This window comes from Streptomyces sp. MK7 (assembly GCF_032658145.1).
Taxonomy (GTDB): domain Bacteria; phylum Actinomycetota; class Actinomycetes; order Streptomycetales; family Streptomycetaceae; genus Streptomyces; species Streptomyces spiralis.
Map to the genome: position 1 here is coordinate 23464 of NZ_JAVACL010000057.1, position 14708 is coordinate 38171.

A 14708-nucleotide genomic window follows, 5' to 3' on the forward strand; every position below is an offset into this window, starting at 1 on the left:
GGCTGTCCGGGGGCGACCCTGGGGCCGGTCGGCCCTGAAGTCCACTGGCCGGAGCCCGGACGATGTCCTCGGCCAGAACCTTCGCGTGCGGCTTTCCGAGATCCTGTGCGGGGGCGGCGCCCTCCTGCCGCTGGTGCTTCAGCCGTGCGCGACGACGGCGACGGGCGCGGCGGCGTGGTGCAGGACGGCGTGGGTGACGTGCCCGATGTAGGGGCAGAGAGGAGTCCGGCGGACGCGCCGGCCCACGACGACCAGGGATGCCTCCCGGGCGGCCTCGACCAGCAGCCCGGCAGCGCTGCCGGAGCGAGACCGTTCGACGACCTCGACGTCCGGGTACGTCTGCCGCCAGGGGCGCAGCACATCGGTCAGGTCGGAGGCCTGGCTCGCCGCGAGCGAACCGTACAGCCCGGCGTCCACGGGCATGGCATAGCCATAGTGCGCCGGCGGACACCAGCCGTGCACGACCCGCAGCGGGACGCCGCGGCGCCGGGCCGCCTCGACAGCGAACTCGATCACTTCCCCGTTCGGGTGGCTGGTGTCCAGCCCGAGCACCACGGGCCGGAAGGCGGTTGCCGCGGACGGGATGCCCGCGGGGTCCATTTCGTGCTCGTCAGCGGCCTGCTCGCCGGCGCGGACCAGAACGACCGGCCGCTCGGTACGTGCCACGACGGACAGGCCGACGGAGCCGATCAGGAAGCCACCGACGCCGCCCAGAGCACGTGAGCCCAGGGCGAGCAGTTCGGCGTCCTCGGCGACCTTGGCGAGGAGCTCGGCGGGTGTGCCGGACAGCAGCTCGGTGGTCACCTCGACGCCGGGGTGACGCAGCCGCAGGCCCTCGGCGGTCTCACGGGGCACCCTCTCGCTCCAGTGCCGATGCGTCTGCGCACCGAGGAGCTGCGCCAGCGCCAGGGGCTCGGGCACCGGTTCCCACACGTGCACGAGCCTGACCGGCAACCCGAGGAGCTGCGCCTCGCGCGCCGCCCATTCGGCGGCGGCCCGGCTCTCCGGCGACCCGTCGAGACCGACGGTGACGGTGCGGGGCATGGTCTCACCTCCTGCAACGAGTGATCCATCTCGAGCATGCGCGGCCGGCATCCCCCGGGGGCAGGGGCCGCAGGTCCCTGGTTCGGACCGACCGGGCCGCCTCGGTCGGTCCGAACCAGGGACAGGGGCGGGCGCGGCAGGGCCGTACGGCCCTCTGTGCCGGGTCGTTGCGACGCCGGAACGGAACAGGCCGACTGGCATGGTCCCGCCCGGCCCGGGAGCCTGGAGACAAGGGCAGCGACATTCGAGTGAGGTGGTCATGCGACCCTCTGACCCGGAACCGCGGGTGGTCGTGGGTGTGGACGGTTCGCCGTCGTCGTACGCCGCGCTGCGCTGGGCGGTGCGGTACGCACGGTTGGTGGGCGGTGTCGTGGAGGCGATCCACGCCTGGGACACGCCGTCGGACGTCGGCTGGACCGGACCGGCGATCGATCCCGAGTTCGATCTGCGGCAGGCCCGTGAGCGCTTCGCCGAGGAATTGAGCGCCGTTTTCGCCGGCGGGCAGCGCCCCGCCGGTCTGCGGGAGCACCTCGTGGAGGGCGATCCCTCCGAGGTACTGATCCGTGCTTCGCAGGGCGCGGAAGTCCTTGTGGTCGGCAGTCGGGGGCGTGGCGGCTTCGCCCGGGCGATGCTGGGCTCGGTCAGCCAGCGCTGCGCCCAGCACGCGGCCTGTCCCGTCGTCGTGGTCCGCCAGGACCGCGACCAGGCGCACTGATCCGCCGACGTCTGTCCCGTGCTCCGGCGGGGGTGCGCGAACGCGCCGGGGCAGACACCGGTCACTGAAAGGCCGCGTGGATGTCCTGTTCCTCGGCGCTGTGGGAGACGAGCAGGAGTTCGTCGCCCGGCTGAAGACGCATGGAGGGGCTCGGTGCGGTGGGGTTTCCGTCCCGTACGACGGTCGCCACCAGGGTGCCCTCGGGCAGCCGGATGTCGCCCAAGGGGCGGCCCGCCGCCTTGGAACGGGCGGTGATGGCCGTCTCGATGATGCCGACGCCCGCGGTGCTCAGGCGCAGCAGTGCGACCGTGTCCGCGGCGCCGGTCGCCTCCTCGATCAGCGAGACGAGGGGCGTGGCCGACGGGACCGCGATGTCGATGCCCCAGCGGTGATCGAACAGCCAGGCGTTCTCGTCCTCGTTGACGCGCGCCACCACGCGGGGCGCGGCGAAGTGGCGTTTGGCGAGGTAGCTGATGACGAGGTTGTCCTCGTCGCGTCCCGTGGCGGCGATCACCAGGTCGGCGCGGGCCGCACCGGCCCGCGACTGGACAGCCGTCTCACCGGCGTCGCCGACGAGCAGACGGGCGTCGCACTGCTCGCGCAGCGCGGCGATGCGGTCCTCGTCGACGTCCACGACGGTGACCTCGTTGCCCGCGGCCGTGAGCACCTGGGCGATGCGTGTGCCGAGTCTGCCGGCGCCGGCGATGAGTACGTTCATGTCCCCAGCTCCTTGCCGAGAAAGGCGCGCAGTCGGTGCAGGCAGCGGGCGGCCACGACGAAGGTGACCACGTCCTCGGGCGCGGCCGTGGTGGTCTGCCCGGGTACCAGGGACCGTCCGCCGCGGGTCACTTCCACCACGCGGATCTCGCCGTCGACCTCGAACTCGGACAGTCGGCGCCCGGCGAGATACGCGGGTACGGCCGAGCGGACGAGCAGCGTCTCGCCGTTGCCGAAGGTCACGTCGGGGAGAAGATGGCGGTGGAGCAGCATCTGGTGGATGCGGTTGACCGACCACGTCACGTCGGCGACCGTCGGAATGCCGAGGCCTTCGTACAGGTCCGCCCGCCGCGGATCGTGCACGCGGGCGAGGACGGTTGGCACACGGAAGACCTCCTTGGCGGTCCGGGCGATGACGAGGTTGCTGTTGTCGCCCGAGGTGACGGCCACGACGGCGTCGCTGTGCGCGATCCCTGACCGTTGCAGCACACTCCTGCTGAAGCCGTTGCCGACCTGGAACCGGCCCGGGAAGCCGAGGGGAAGGCGGCGCCGTGCGGACTGTTCCCGGTCGATCACGCAGATGTCGTGGCTCTCCCGGGCCAGCTGTGCCGCCAGGGCGGAACCCACCCGTCCGCACCCGGTGATCACGATTCTCATCGGATCTCTCCTTCCGGCTGTGCGGTGCGCCTGCGGAGCCGGAGCTTGCGCATTTCGTCCGCGGCGAGCGGCAGCACGCCGACGCCGGCCAGCAAGGCCCAGTCGCCGGCCGTGAGCGCGGCGGTGTGGAAGACGCTCTGCAGCAGCGGCAGGTAGCTCATGGCCGCCATGAGCCCGAGGCCGAAGAGCCCGGCGACGATCAGCCATGGATTTCCGAACACGCCCGCCGTGAACACGCTTTCGCGTTCGGTGCGCACGGCGAGCGCGTTGAAGAACTGGCTGACGACGATGCCCGCCTGGACCATGGTGATCGCCTCGCGGTAGACGGGGTTGCCGGCGGTGAAGTCGGCGTAGGGGATGCCGGAGGCGTGGATGCGCCAGAAGAAGACCGCGCACACACCGACCGCTTGGATGCCGCCGAGGAACAGGATCCGGCGTACCACGGCCCGGGAGAACAGGCGCTCGTGCCGCGGGCGCGGCGGCCGGTCCATCACGTCCGCCTCGGGAGGCTCGGCCCCCAGGGCGAGGGCGGGCAGCACGTCGGAGCCGAGGTCGATGGCGAGGACCTGCACCGCGGTGATCGGCACCAGCGGGAACCCGGCGAAGGTGGCGGCGAGGATGGGCGCCAGCTCGCCGATGTTGTGGCTGAAGAGGTAGACGAGGAACTTGCGGATGTTCTGGTAGACAGACCGGCCCAGGCGCACCGCCACCGCGATGGAGCCGAAGGAGTCGTCCAGCAGCACCATCTCCGCGGCCTCGCGGGCCACGTCGGTGCCGGACGCCCCCATCGCGACGCCGATGTCGGCGTGCTTGAGGGCGGGAGCGTCGTTCGCGCCGTCCCCGGTGACGGCGACGACCTCGCCGCGCCGCTGGAAGGCGGTGACCACCCGCATCTTGTGCTCCGGGCTCACCCGGCACAGCAGAAGTTCGCCTCCGCCGGCCAGCACATCGTCCAGCGCCCCCTCGTCCATGGCGTCCAGCAGCGCTCCCGTCACCACGGTCGGTGCGGCCGACCGGACGATGCCGACGCGGCGGGCGACGGCCTCGGCCGTCAGGGGGTGGTCGCCGGTGACCATGACGATCCTGATGCCCGCCCGGTGACAGGCCCCGACGGCCTCATGGACCTCAGGCCGGGGCGGGTCCTGCATGCCGACGAGGCCCAGCAGGGTGAGGTCCGACTCGTCCGCGTCGCGGTCCGGTGAGGAGCCCGTGGCCTCCCGTGCGGCGACGGCGAGCACGCGCAGGCCCTCGGCCGCGAGCTCGTCGGCCTCGGCCGCGACACGCTTGCGTTCCTCGTCGGTGAGGACGGCGACGCTGCCGCCACGGTCGAGGCGTGTGCAGCGGTCCAGTACCTCCGACGCGGCTCCCTTCACCCGCACCCTGCGGGTTCCGCCCTCGTCATGCACGGTGCTCATCAGTTTGCGTACGGAGTCGAAGGGGTGCTCGGCGATCCGGGGCGCCGCGGCCTCCTCGGCCGCCATGTCCAGCCCGGCCTTGGCGGCCACCACCAGCAGCGCGCCCTCGGTCGTGTCGCCGAGTACCCGCCACCGTCCCGCATCGTCGGGTGGGACGAGCCGGGCGTCACAGCACAGGGCGGCCGACCGGAGCAGCTCCCGGACCGGTCCGGGTGCGCTCACCTCACCCTTCGGCTCATAGCCCACCCCGGTGACGGTGTGCTCCCGGTCCCAGGCCCAGACGCGCACCACGGTCATCTCGGCCTGGGTCAGTGTCCCGGTCTTGTCGGTGCACACCACCGTCGTGGAGCCCAGCGCCTCCACGGCGAGCAGCTTCTTCACCAGGGCGTGGTGGCGGGCCATCCTCCGCACGCCGAGAGCCAGGGAGACCGACAGGGTCGCCGGCAGTCCCTCCGGCACGAGCGCGACCATCACACCCAGTGCGAACACGAACGACGCCACCAGGCCCTGGCCGGTGGGCAGCCGGACGACGAACAGAAGAGCACCCACCGCGAGTGCCGTCCCCGCGACCCGGCGCGCCATCGAGGCCACCTGCCGCTGCAGCGGCGTCTTCTGCCGGGGGGCCGCTGCCGTGAGCCGGAAGATCCGGCCGAACTCGGTCGCCTGCCCGGTGGCGAAGACGACCGCCCGGGCAGTACCGGTGATCACGTCGGTGCCCATGAAAAGGCAGTTGCGGGCCCGCAGCACCTCTTCTGCCTCGTCGGGTTCGGCGCTACGGCGCTCCGGCTCGCTCTCCCCGGTGATGGCCGCGTTGCCGACCGTCAGGTCGTGCGCCTCCACCACACGGCAGTCGGCGGGTACGGCATCGCCGGCCTCGAGCACCACCAGGTCGCCCGGCACGAGGTCCCGCACGGGCAGCTCCGCCGGCACCGCGTCACGCAGTGCCCGGCACCGGTGGGGCACCATCGCCTGCAGGGTCTGGGCGGTTCGTTCCGCGGAGTACTCCTGGGCGAAACCGATGGACGCGTTCAGCACCACGACGCACACGATCGCCACGGCGAGCTGCAACGTGCCTGTCTCCCGCGGCTGTTGCAGTGCGTAGGCGATGAAGGTGATGGCGGAGGCCACCATCAGCACGACGGCGAACAGGTCGGTGAACTGGGCCGCCAGCCGGCGCCCCGGCGTGGGGCCCCGTGCAGGGGGCAGTTCGTTCGGTCCCTGCTGCTGCAGTCGCGCCCGTGCGGTGGCGGAGGGCAGTCCGCGAGGTGAGCTGTCCAGCGACCGGAACACGTCGGTGACGGCGCGGGCATGCACCGGCTGCCCGGAGGGTCCGTGGGACAGAGGTGGCGGCGGCGTACCCGCTCGCACCGCGCCTGGGGCCCGGTCGCCGCCCTGTCGGGAAGGACGCAGCACCCTCATGACACAGCGTCGGGCCGGGTGACCGGCAGCGACGACTCACACGGCGCCTCACGCACGACCGTCAGGTGGATCTCGGGTGACCGTGCGAGAGTGCTGTTCACCGTGCAGTGGGACACCACGGCACGCAGGAGGGGAAGGCGGTCCTCGGGCAGGGCCGGGGCCTGCACCGTCAGGGAAAGCTCGGACACCCGAGCCGGGCGGTCGTCAGCCATGCGGAAACGCCCTTGGACGCGCAGTCCTTCACGGCTGACACAGTGCCAGTCGAGAAAGTGCCCCGCGTGTTGCGCCGCGCAAGCGGCGACGGACGAGACGAACAGCTCCACGGGCGTGGGCGCGGTGTCGTTGCCCCCGACGGAGCGCGGCTGGTCGGCGGTGAGGACGTGGCCGCGGACCCTGATCTCGTAGGCATCGCCGGCCACCGGAACCACCTCGACCTGCCCGGGCCGATCGCTGGGAGCGGGATCCACCGCGGCCGCCTGGAACAGCAGCAGGGCCGCCAGGCTCCTCGCTTCCTCGGGTGTCATCGACGTCCAGAGTTCGCCCTTGTCCTGTGCCGTGCACGAGGTCTCCAGGACGACGCGCCCCATGGACGCCGGCAGTCCCAGCGGTGTGAATCGGGTGACCTCGATGCTTCGCCCGCAACGGGTCTCGATCTTCATGTCGGCTTCCTCCCGGTGATCGTCCCGGCAGCTGACTCGTTCGCCCGCGGCGGCTCCACGTCCCGATCGGCGCCGCCGTAGGCGAAGGTGGGACGAGGGCGGACCCCCACCACGCCTGCGGCCGACTCGCGGCGCCGCGTCGTCAGGGCCGCCTCGACGCCATCTGGTTCTCCAGTCGACCGCCGCCGCCGCTGCGGCGTCTTGGGCCGAAGCGCCCACGCCTGCTTCCAGAGGTCCCTCGGGCTCGCCGCCCCGTTGCGAAGAAGCTGACGGTCGACGGCTTCACCCCGATGCCCGCTCTCACCGTTCGGCGGCTGTGATGCGGCGTCCTGTGAGGCGGGTGGGAAGCACGGTCACCCAGAGCGTGCGCCTACCACCCGCCCAGGGCTCGGAGTGGGCGCGCTCTTCCAGCCGGCGGACCACCTCCGGGTCGTGGACGGGCTCGGCACGGCCCACCGCGAGCACACTCCAGCCCCGGCTCATCGCCTCGTCGAGGTGGTCGACCTCGAAGGCGACGTCCAGCCCGACGGCTCTCGCCGGGGCGGAGCCGGGCGCGGTGCGGAAGAAAAGGGCCTCGTCGATCATGTCGTAGTTGACCGGGAACGCGGCAGGGCCGTCCGGGGCGGTGAACGCGATGCGCCCCACTCCGTGCGTGGACAGCAGCGCCTGGCACTCGTCCCGGCTCAGGTCCGTCAACCGGGGGTGCAGCAGCGCCCGTCCCCGTCCCGGCGGCAGGTCCTCATCGCCGCCCCGCAGCGCGACGAGTGTGGTGCCGAGCGCGTCGGCAAGGCGCAGCACGGTCGCGATGGCCGGCTCCGACGGCCGCTGTTCGAGGTAGGCGAGGTAGTGCGGTGACATGCGGGCACGGCCGGCCGTCTCCTCCAGGCTCAGCCCTTGGCGCCGGCGAGCGGCGGCCACACGTCGTCCGAAGTCTCCCGGCTGCGCCGCTTCGGGTGCGGCGGGTTCGGCCGGGGTCGCCTCTCCGGCCGGTGCCTCTTCGTGTCCCGGGTGGTGGACGTGCGCATCCGGTCCGGGAAAGACCAGCGTGACCTCGCCCGTGTCCGACCAGCGCACGTCGTAGGGAGGTGTTCCGTCGTCATGGTGCAGGCCGACTATCTCGCCGTCACGCCGGGTGGCACCGGTGACCGGGCTTTCCACGAGCAGTCGATCACCCAGCTGAGCATGCATGATCATGCCCTTCCTCATGGAGTCTGTCTCCCAGGATCGCCCGGGTCCGTCCCCCGCACCAATGGACCGGAAGTCCCGCCCAGCAGGTCCGTACGGCATGAATTCCCGTCGGGCACGGCCGGACCGACGCTCCCGCCCCGTGCCGGATGCCGGACCGGACATCCTCGGACCGAGCCTTCGGCGCCGGGCGCGGCAGTCGCTTCCAGGTGCGCTGGGTGGCAGGTCAGCGGGCGCCCCCGCGCGGTCGGTCGCGGGCCTGGTGGCGATTGACCGCGGGGCTGGATGCGCCGCCGGACCGCGAGCTTGGCCGGCAGCCGGGAGACGTGGTTCTTCACACGTCCTGCTCCATCGGCCGGGAGCCGTGTCCCGTCGGGTCCCTGGAGTCCCTTGCTCACGGACGGTGGCCGTGTGCCTCCCGTACCGTGGTGGCGGCCCGGTCGATCAGTTCGGGCAGGGCCGAGCGGACCGGTTCGCTCAGGCCCGTGCCGAGTTCGACGTCCGCCACCTCCACGGCATGCACCACGAGTACCCGCGGGAGCCGGTCGAGAGCTTCCGCCAGGGCGAAGCACTCCCCCAGGCCGAGGGCGTGGGTGCTCGCCGAGCTGCCCACGCGCGCAGCCGCTTCGGCGACCGTCAGGGTGTGCAGCCGACCGGGCCGGGCCGGCCGGCCACGGACGGCTTCCACCAGGACGACGGTGTCGGCGCCGTGCCAGAGGTCGAGCATCCGGCCTGGTTCGCCGTCGCTGACCGCCAGCACGGTGCCGTCGGGGACACGTTCGCGCAGTGCCTCCACCACGGCGGGTCCGGCGCCGTCGTCGCGGCGGAAGGCGTTGCCCACGCCGATGACGACGACGGGGCCGGTCATGTGTGCTCCACGGTCAGGTCGAGGAAGTGGGCGGAGCAGGAGATGCACGGGTCGTGGTTGCGGATGGCCCGTTCACACAGGGTCGTCAGCTCCTCGTCGTCGGCGGCGGGTCCCGGACGGTCCAGGTGCGATTGGACGGCCCGGCGCAGATCCTCCTCGATGGCCGACTGGTTCTGGGAGGTGGGCGGGATGATGCGGGCCGCGCGGAGCGTGCCGTCCTCGGTCATGGCGTAGCGGTGGTAGAGCAGTCCTCGGGGTGCCTCGGTGGCGCCGCAGCCGGCCGCCTTCCCCGGCCGGACGTCCACGGCCGCCCGGGGCGGTGGCTCGTAGGCGTCGATGATGCGCAGGGCTTCCTCGATGGCATGCACCACTTCCACGGCGCGCACGACGATGCTGCGGTACGGGTTGCGGCAGACCGGGCCGGCGGCCGGGTCGCCGAGTCCGGCTTCTCGCGCGGCCTCGGCGGCCGTGGGGTGCAGCCAGCGGCCGCTGACCGCGAAGCGGGCCAGTGCGCCGGTCAGATGGCGGCGTCCGTCGAGACGGGCGGTCAGGGCGGTGGAGTGCGGTACCTGTTCTTCGTGTACGTGCTGTTCGAAGTCGGTCACGGGGAACTCACGGAGGCTCGGCTCGGCGTCACCGTCGCCGGGAGCCGCCATGACCGTGGGTGTCCCGGAATCGATGGCGTACCGGCCCGGGTCCCGCAGGGCGAGCAGGTCGTGGTCGCACACGGCGTCGGGGAAGTCGAATCCGGCCACCCAGCGCACGGTCTCCAGTGCCTCTTCACGGGCCTGCCGCAGCCGCCCGGCCAGGGGGCGCAGCTCGCCGGGTGCCGGCGTCCGGTAGAAGCCGCCGACGCGCACGTTGACGGGGTGGATGGGCCGCCCGCCCAGTTGTTCCAGGATCGCGTTGCCGGCCTGCTTGATCGTCAGTCCGCGCTCCACGGCGGCGCGATCGTCGCGGGCGAGTTCCACCGCGCTCGGGTGGCCGAGGAAGTCGGGGGCGTGCAGCAGGTGGATGTGCAGGGTGTGGCTCTCGATCCACTCGCCGCAGTACAGCAGCCGGCGCAACTCGGCGAGGGCACCGTCCACGGTGACGCCACAGGCGTTCTCGATCGCCCGGCAGGCGCTCATCTGGTAGGCGACCGGGCAGATGCCGCAGATCCGTGCGGTGATGTCCGGTGGTTCCGTGTACCCCCGACCGACCAGGAACGCCTCGAAGAACCGCGGGGGCTCGTAGATCCGCAGCCGCGCCTCGGCGACGGTGCCGTCGTGGACGCGCAGGTGGAGTGCGCCCTCGCCTTCCACACGGGCCAGTGCGTCCAGCCGCAGCACGCGGGATCCGCGATGGCTCATGCGGGCCCTTCCGGGGTTGTGTCCGTCCTGTCCCGAGAGCTGTCCTGTGGCTCACGCGTGAACTCGGGTACGGAGGCATACTCCGGCGCGGCGGCGTTGAAGGTGCGGAAGACACGCAGGATGTCACGTTCACTCATCCCGTCGCGGCGCAGTTGTCCGACCATGGAGCGCAGGTTGGGGTGTTCGGTCGGTCCGAAGCAGCCGTAGCAGCCGCGTCCGTACGCCGGGCAGATCGCACCGCACCCGGAGTGGGTGACCGGGCCGAGACAGGGGGTGCCGTGGGCCACGGTGATGCACGTGGTACCGCGCCTCTTGCACTCGAAACACACACTGTGACGGGGGATGCCGGGCTTGCGTCCGGCCAGGTAGGCGGTGATCACCTCGATGAGCTGGCGGCGGTCGATGGGACAGCCCCGCAGTTCGAAGTCCACCGGTACGTGCGCCGAGATCGGAGTCGAGGTCGCCAGCGTGGAGATGTACTCCGGTCGGGCGTAGACCGCGGCACGGAACTCGGCGACGTCACCGAAATTGCGCAGCGCCTGGATGCCCCCGGCGGTGGCGCAGGCTCCGATGGTCACCAGCCGGCGGGAGATGCGCCGGATGTGCCGGATCCGCTCGGCGTCCTCCGACGTGGTGACGGACCCTTCGACGAGGGAGAGGTCATAGGGGCCCCGGCCGGCCGGCTCTGCCCGCTCGCCGCCGGGGCCCTCGGCGGCGGACATCTCCAGGAAGTGCTCGATGCGTACGCGGTCGGTGAGGGCGAGCAGCTCGTCCTCGCAGTCGAGCAGGGTCAGCTGGCAGCCGTCGCAGGAGGCGAACTTCCACACGGCGAGCGTCGGGCGGTGATCGGTGTCCGGCCCCTTGTTCGTGGTCATGTCACAACTCCCGTACGACGAGGAGCGGCTCGGCGCGTTCGTAGGCGATGACGGGGCCGTCGCGGCACAGCAGCAGCGGGCCCAGCTGGCAGTGGCCGCAGTGGCCGGTGGCGCAGCGCATATTGCGTTCCAGCGACACCTGGACGCGGTGCGCGGGAAGGCCCCGGCCCGTCAAAGCGCGCGCCGTGTGGCGGATCATCACCTCCGGTCCGCACACCAGGGCGCACGTGCGGTCCGGGCGGAGGTCGATCCGGTTCAGGAGTCCGGTGACGACTCCTACTCCGCCGTGCCAGCCGGGCCCGGGACGGTCCACCGTCACCTCCGCCGTGGCCCGGCCCTGCCAGCTCTCGATCTCCTCCCGGTAGACGAGGTCGTCGGGGGTACGAGCCCCCACCAGGACCACGAGCCGGCCGTACGCCGTGGGCCTGTCCAGGACCGCGTGCACCACCGGTCGCAGCGGCGCCAGCCCGATGCCACCGGCGATCACCAGCACGTCGTGCCCTGCCGCCGCGGCCAGGTCCCATCCGGTGCCGTACGGCCCGCGCAGCCCCACGGTCTCGCCCTTCCTCAGCCGGTACAGCGCCGCCGAGGTCGCACCCACCGCCCTGACGGTGTGCACCAGCCCACCGTTGGGGCCGCACAGGGCGCTGACCGAGACGGGCACCTCGCCGACGCCGAAGGCGTAGATCATCGCGAACTGGCCCGGTGAGAACGGCGGGAGTTCCCGCCCGACCGGCGTCAATTCGAACGTGCGGGTGTCGGCCGTCTCGGTCGTCGTGGCGGCGACCCGGTACGGCAGCGGAGGGGTCACCGTGCTCATGCCGGGCGGCTTCCGTGTGGCGCGTACAGGTCCAGCAGCCTGATGCGGGTGGCTTGCAGGCGTTCGGCGACGACCTCGGTGAAGCGGCGCATCAGGGCATAGCCCAGCGCGGGGTCGGCCGCGCACAGATCGAGGACGGGGCCGGCGGGGAACTCCGTCGCCTCGACCGCGCTCGTCGCCCGGGCCCCCAGGTGCCAGCGGTACGGCGGGGAGATCCACGACCAGCCCAGCAGCTGCCCGGGGCCGAGCGTCTCCACCACGGGCGCCGGGTGCCGGCCCGGAACGTGGACGTCGAGGTCGACCCGGCCGCCGCGCAACAGCCAGAAGCGGTCGGCCTTCCCGCCCTCGTCGAACAGCCGTGTGCTGGCCGGGAACGTGACATCCAGCCCGGCGGCCAGCAGCCGTTCGCGCTGGGTGGCCGACAGGAAGTCCAGGGGCGCGGACAGGCCGGTCACGGGACCTCCCCCGGCGGCTCAGCCTGCGTCCAGTCGTGCAGGGCCGCCGCCTCCTCGGTGATGTCGATGCCGACCGGGCACCACACGATGCAACGGCCGCAGCCGACACAGCCGGAGGAGCCGAACTGGTCGTACCAGGTACCGAGTTTGTGGGTCATCCACTGCCGGTACCGGCTGCGCGTGGACGCTCGGACCGGACCACCGTGCAGAGAGGAGAAGTCCAGGTCGAAGCACGAGTCCCACAGCCGCCAGCGTTCCGCGTGGTCACCGGTCAGGTCGGTGACGTCCTCGGTGGTGGTGCAGAAGCACGTGGGGCACACCATGGTGCAGTTGCCGCACGTCAGGCAGCGTCCGGCGACGTCGTCCCAGCGGGGCGCGTCCAGCGTGCCGGCCATCAGTTCCCGCAGATCGGCCTCGGGCATGGTCCGTCCCATGCGGTCCGCGGCGGCGGTGACACCGGCGCGCGCCGCCTCCCGGGTGGCGGAATCCGCCGGGCGGGCCGGCAGCTGCGCGAGGACCTCGGCGCCTTCCCGGCTACCGCTGCGGATCCAGAAGCGGTGGCCGTCGTCGTCGATCACCTCGGTCAGCACCAGGTCGTACCCCGGACCGGCCGCGGGACCCGTGCCCATCGAGACGCAGAAACAGGTGCCGCCGGGCTCCGTGCACTCGACCGCCACCAGGAACGCTCCCGAGCGGCGCCCCTGGTAGACGGGGTCGCGGTGGGGTCCGCCCGTCAGGACCCGGTCCTGAACGGCAACGGCCCTCAGGTCGCAGGAGCGCACGCCGAGGAACGCGTAACGGGGTGGCTCCGGCCGGTCGGCGCCGAACACCGTCTCCCCACCGGTCCGGTCGGCGGACCACTGCCGCACGCGCGGCGGATGCAGGAACGTCTTCCACGACTGAGGTCCCGCCGCGTTGGCGAAGGCGGCCCCGTCCGCGCGCTCGCGCAGCCGGTACTGTCCGGCCTCCAGCTCCACACCCCATCCGTAGGGCAGCTGGTCGGCCGACTCCAGCTCCGCCAGGACGATCGCACCGTCCCGCACGGTGGGGCCGACCACGGTGTATCCGCGCCCGGCCAGGGTGTCCACCAGCGCGGCCATCCCCTCCTTGCCCATCACCATGTCTGCGGACGAGGAGGGCGCCGACGTGTTCTCACCGGTGTCCGTGTCCATGAGTTCTCCTTCGGCACGCCCAGTGAACCGCACCGCGGACCGGCATGCCTGCTGGACGGCGTCAGACGGCGGTCACGTGGTTGTCCTGGTTGTCCACCCGGACCACGTCATCGATGTCCTCGACCTCGGCCACACGGTGAGCATGCGCTGCCGGCAACTCACAGTCCACTCCGTCCGCTCCCTTCCCGCTGAGGCCGAACAGCCCCGATGCGGGCTCCGAAGGTCCCTTGTCCGACTCGCCGGCACCCGCGGTGCGACGTGCTCCGGCCATGGAGTGATTCCCGGGGCATCCGGGTGTCGTGCGCTGTGCCGACAGGCAAGTCACCGCACCTTGAAGATGACCGTCGCAGGACACCCGGCGGGCCCACCGCCGCTGTCGGACCGTGACGTGCCCCGGATGTCAGGAGGCCTCGATGGACATGCCCTACATCAACGAGTGCACCGTGGACGTGTGCTCGTACAACGTCGGCAGCGCGTGCCACGCCCTGGCCATCACCGTCGGCGATCCCCCGCACGCCCAGTGCGACACGTACTTCGTCACCTCGTTCAAGGGCGGTGATCCGGCCAGTACCGGGCAGGTCGGGGCGTGCAAGATGACCGACTGCCGGCACAACTCCAGGCTCGAGTGCCGGGCCCGGGGCATCGCCGTGGGTCCCGGTCGGGAAGCCGCGGACTGCCTGACCTACAGCCCGCGCTGAGGGAGAGCGATGAAGGTCTCCGAGGCGATGAGCGCTCCGGCCGCCGCGGTCCCGCCTCGGACCTCGGTGGCGGAGGCAGCAAGACAGATGGCCGCGCAGGGGGTCGGTTCGGTGCTCGTCGTCCAGGACGGCGCGTTGCTCGGCATCGTCACCGACCGCGACCTCGCAGTGCGTGGGCTCGGCGGCGGACTGGAATCGGAGGCCCCCGTGGACGCCGTGATGTCGGCACACGTCATCACGGTGGACGCCGCCGACGACATCCATGTGGCATATCGGCTCTTCCGCCGCTTCGGGGTACGCCGCCTTCCCGTTGTGGACGGGCACCGGGTGGTGGGGATGCTGACCGTGGACGATCTGTTCCTGGATGTCTTCCAGCGGCTGGCCGATCTTCTGGGACCGATCGCCTGGAGCGTCCTCGAAGAACCGCCGGGCCCGCCCCAGGCCGAGTCTGACAAATGATCTCTGGGAAGCATGGCAGCGGTGGTGCCGGGTGTGGCCTGCGTCCCGGGCCCGCTGCACCGGCTTGCGGAAATGACCGGAGCTGGTGTGCTGTGCAGGCTCGATGCCGAGACCGGGGTGCTGCGCTGGGTCAACTGCGGTCACCCCCCCCCACCACTGCTGATCCGAGCCGAGCGTGTGCTGGTCGGGGCGCTGGAC

General features: G+C 72.0%; 16 protein-coding genes. 3 read left to right on the forward strand and 13 right to left on the reverse strand.

The window, feature by feature from the left end; genetic code table 11:
• Positions 1 to 138: 138 nt before the first annotated feature.
• Positions 139 to 1044, reverse strand: coding sequence for a universal stress protein (locus R2S09_RS35715; protein WP_316745425.1), 906 nt, complete (start codon positions 1042 to 1044; stop codon positions 139 to 141).
• Positions 1045 to 1303: 259 nt separating this feature from the next.
• Between R2S09_RS35715 and R2S09_RS35720 the strand changes: the two genes are divergently transcribed.
• Positions 1304 to 1759: a universal stress protein gene (locus tag R2S09_RS35720; RefSeq protein WP_316745426.1), complete on the forward strand. Its 456-nt coding sequence runs from the start codon at positions 1304 to 1306 to the stop codon at positions 1757 to 1759.
• Positions 1760 to 1820: 61 nt separating this feature from the next.
• Here R2S09_RS35720 and R2S09_RS35725 read toward each other — a convergent pair whose 3' ends face one another.
• From R2S09_RS35725 to R2S09_RS35780, 12 genes are all read right to left on the reverse strand, one after another.
• The gene (locus R2S09_RS35725) at positions 1821 to 2477 is read right to left on the reverse strand and encodes a TrkA family potassium uptake protein (RefSeq protein ID WP_306185394.1); all 657 of its coding nucleotides are present in this window, start codon (positions 2475 to 2477) and stop codon (positions 1821 to 1823) included.
• On the reverse strand, positions 2474 to 3133 hold the full coding sequence (locus R2S09_RS35730) for a TrkA family potassium uptake protein (protein ID WP_316745427.1): 660 nt from the start codon (positions 3131 to 3133) through the stop codon (positions 2474 to 2476). The genes R2S09_RS35725 and R2S09_RS35730 overlap by 4 nt, the downstream gene beginning before the upstream one ends.
• The gene (locus R2S09_RS35735; protein ID WP_316745428.1) at positions 3130 to 5862 is read right to left on the reverse strand and encodes a cation-transporting P-type ATPase; all 2733 of its coding nucleotides are present in this window, start codon (positions 5860 to 5862) and stop codon (positions 3130 to 3132) included. Before R2S09_RS35735 ends, R2S09_RS35730 begins: the two co-directional genes overlap by 4 nt.
• A 101-nt stretch (positions 5863 to 5963) precedes the next feature.
• The gene (locus tag R2S09_RS35740) at positions 5964 to 6626 is read right to left on the reverse strand and encodes an OsmC family protein (protein ID WP_306185401.1); all 663 of its coding nucleotides are present in this window, start codon (positions 6624 to 6626) and stop codon (positions 5964 to 5966) included.
• A gap of 300 nt (positions 6627 to 6926) precedes the next feature.
• Positions 6927 to 7814: a DUF1918 domain-containing protein gene (locus R2S09_RS35745; protein ID WP_306185709.1), complete on the reverse strand. Its 888-nt coding sequence runs from the start codon at positions 7812 to 7814 to the stop codon at positions 6927 to 6929.
• Positions 7815 to 8205: 391 nt separating this feature from the next.
• The gene (locus R2S09_RS35750; protein WP_306185402.1) at positions 8206 to 8679 is read right to left on the reverse strand and encodes a hydrogenase maturation protease; all 474 of its coding nucleotides are present in this window, start codon (positions 8677 to 8679) and stop codon (positions 8206 to 8208) included.
• Positions 8676 to 10031, reverse strand: coding sequence for a nickel-dependent hydrogenase large subunit (locus R2S09_RS35755; protein ID WP_316745429.1), 1356 nt, complete (start codon positions 10029 to 10031; stop codon positions 8676 to 8678). Before R2S09_RS35755 ends, R2S09_RS35750 begins: the two co-directional genes overlap by 4 nt.
• Positions 10028 to 10906 (reverse strand): oxidoreductase, encoded by an 879-nt coding sequence (locus R2S09_RS35760; RefSeq protein ID WP_306185406.1) that lies wholly within the window; start codon positions 10904 to 10906, stop codon positions 10028 to 10030. The genes R2S09_RS35755 and R2S09_RS35760 overlap by 4 nt, the downstream gene beginning before the upstream one ends.
• Position 10907: 1 nt before the next feature.
• Complete coding sequence (locus tag R2S09_RS35765) at positions 10908 to 11726, reverse strand: FAD/NAD(P)-binding protein (RefSeq protein WP_306185407.1); 819 nt, start codon at positions 11724 to 11726, stop codon at positions 10908 to 10910.
• Positions 11723 to 12181 (reverse strand): cyclic nucleotide-binding domain-containing protein, encoded by a 459-nt coding sequence (locus tag R2S09_RS35770; RefSeq protein WP_316745430.1) that lies wholly within the window; start codon positions 12179 to 12181, stop codon positions 11723 to 11725. The genes R2S09_RS35765 and R2S09_RS35770 overlap by 4 nt, the downstream gene beginning before the upstream one ends.
• Complete coding sequence (locus R2S09_RS35775; protein WP_399145421.1) at positions 12178 to 13302, reverse strand: 4Fe-4S dicluster domain-containing protein; 1125 nt, start codon at positions 13300 to 13302, stop codon at positions 12178 to 12180. Before R2S09_RS35775 ends, R2S09_RS35770 begins: the two co-directional genes overlap by 4 nt.
• Positions 13303 to 13414: 112 nt before the next feature.
• Positions 13415 to 13624 (reverse strand): hypothetical protein, encoded by a 210-nt coding sequence (locus tag R2S09_RS35780; RefSeq protein ID WP_316745432.1) that lies wholly within the window; start codon positions 13622 to 13624, stop codon positions 13415 to 13417.
• Positions 13625 to 13766: 142 nt separating this feature from the next.
• Between R2S09_RS35780 and R2S09_RS35785 the strand changes: the two genes are divergently transcribed.
• Both R2S09_RS35785 and R2S09_RS35790 read left to right on the forward strand, forming a co-directional pair.
• Positions 13767 to 14051 carry a DUF1540 domain-containing protein gene (locus tag R2S09_RS35785; protein ID WP_306185411.1) on the forward strand — a complete coding sequence of 95 codons (285 nt, stop codon included), beginning with the start codon at positions 13767 to 13769 and terminating at the stop codon, positions 14049 to 14051.
• A 9-nt stretch (positions 14052 to 14060) separates the two neighbouring features.
• Positions 14061 to 14510 (forward strand): CBS domain-containing protein, encoded by a 450-nt coding sequence (locus R2S09_RS35790; RefSeq protein WP_306185413.1) that lies wholly within the window; start codon positions 14061 to 14063, stop codon positions 14508 to 14510.
• Positions 14511 to 14708 lie beyond the last annotated feature (198 nt).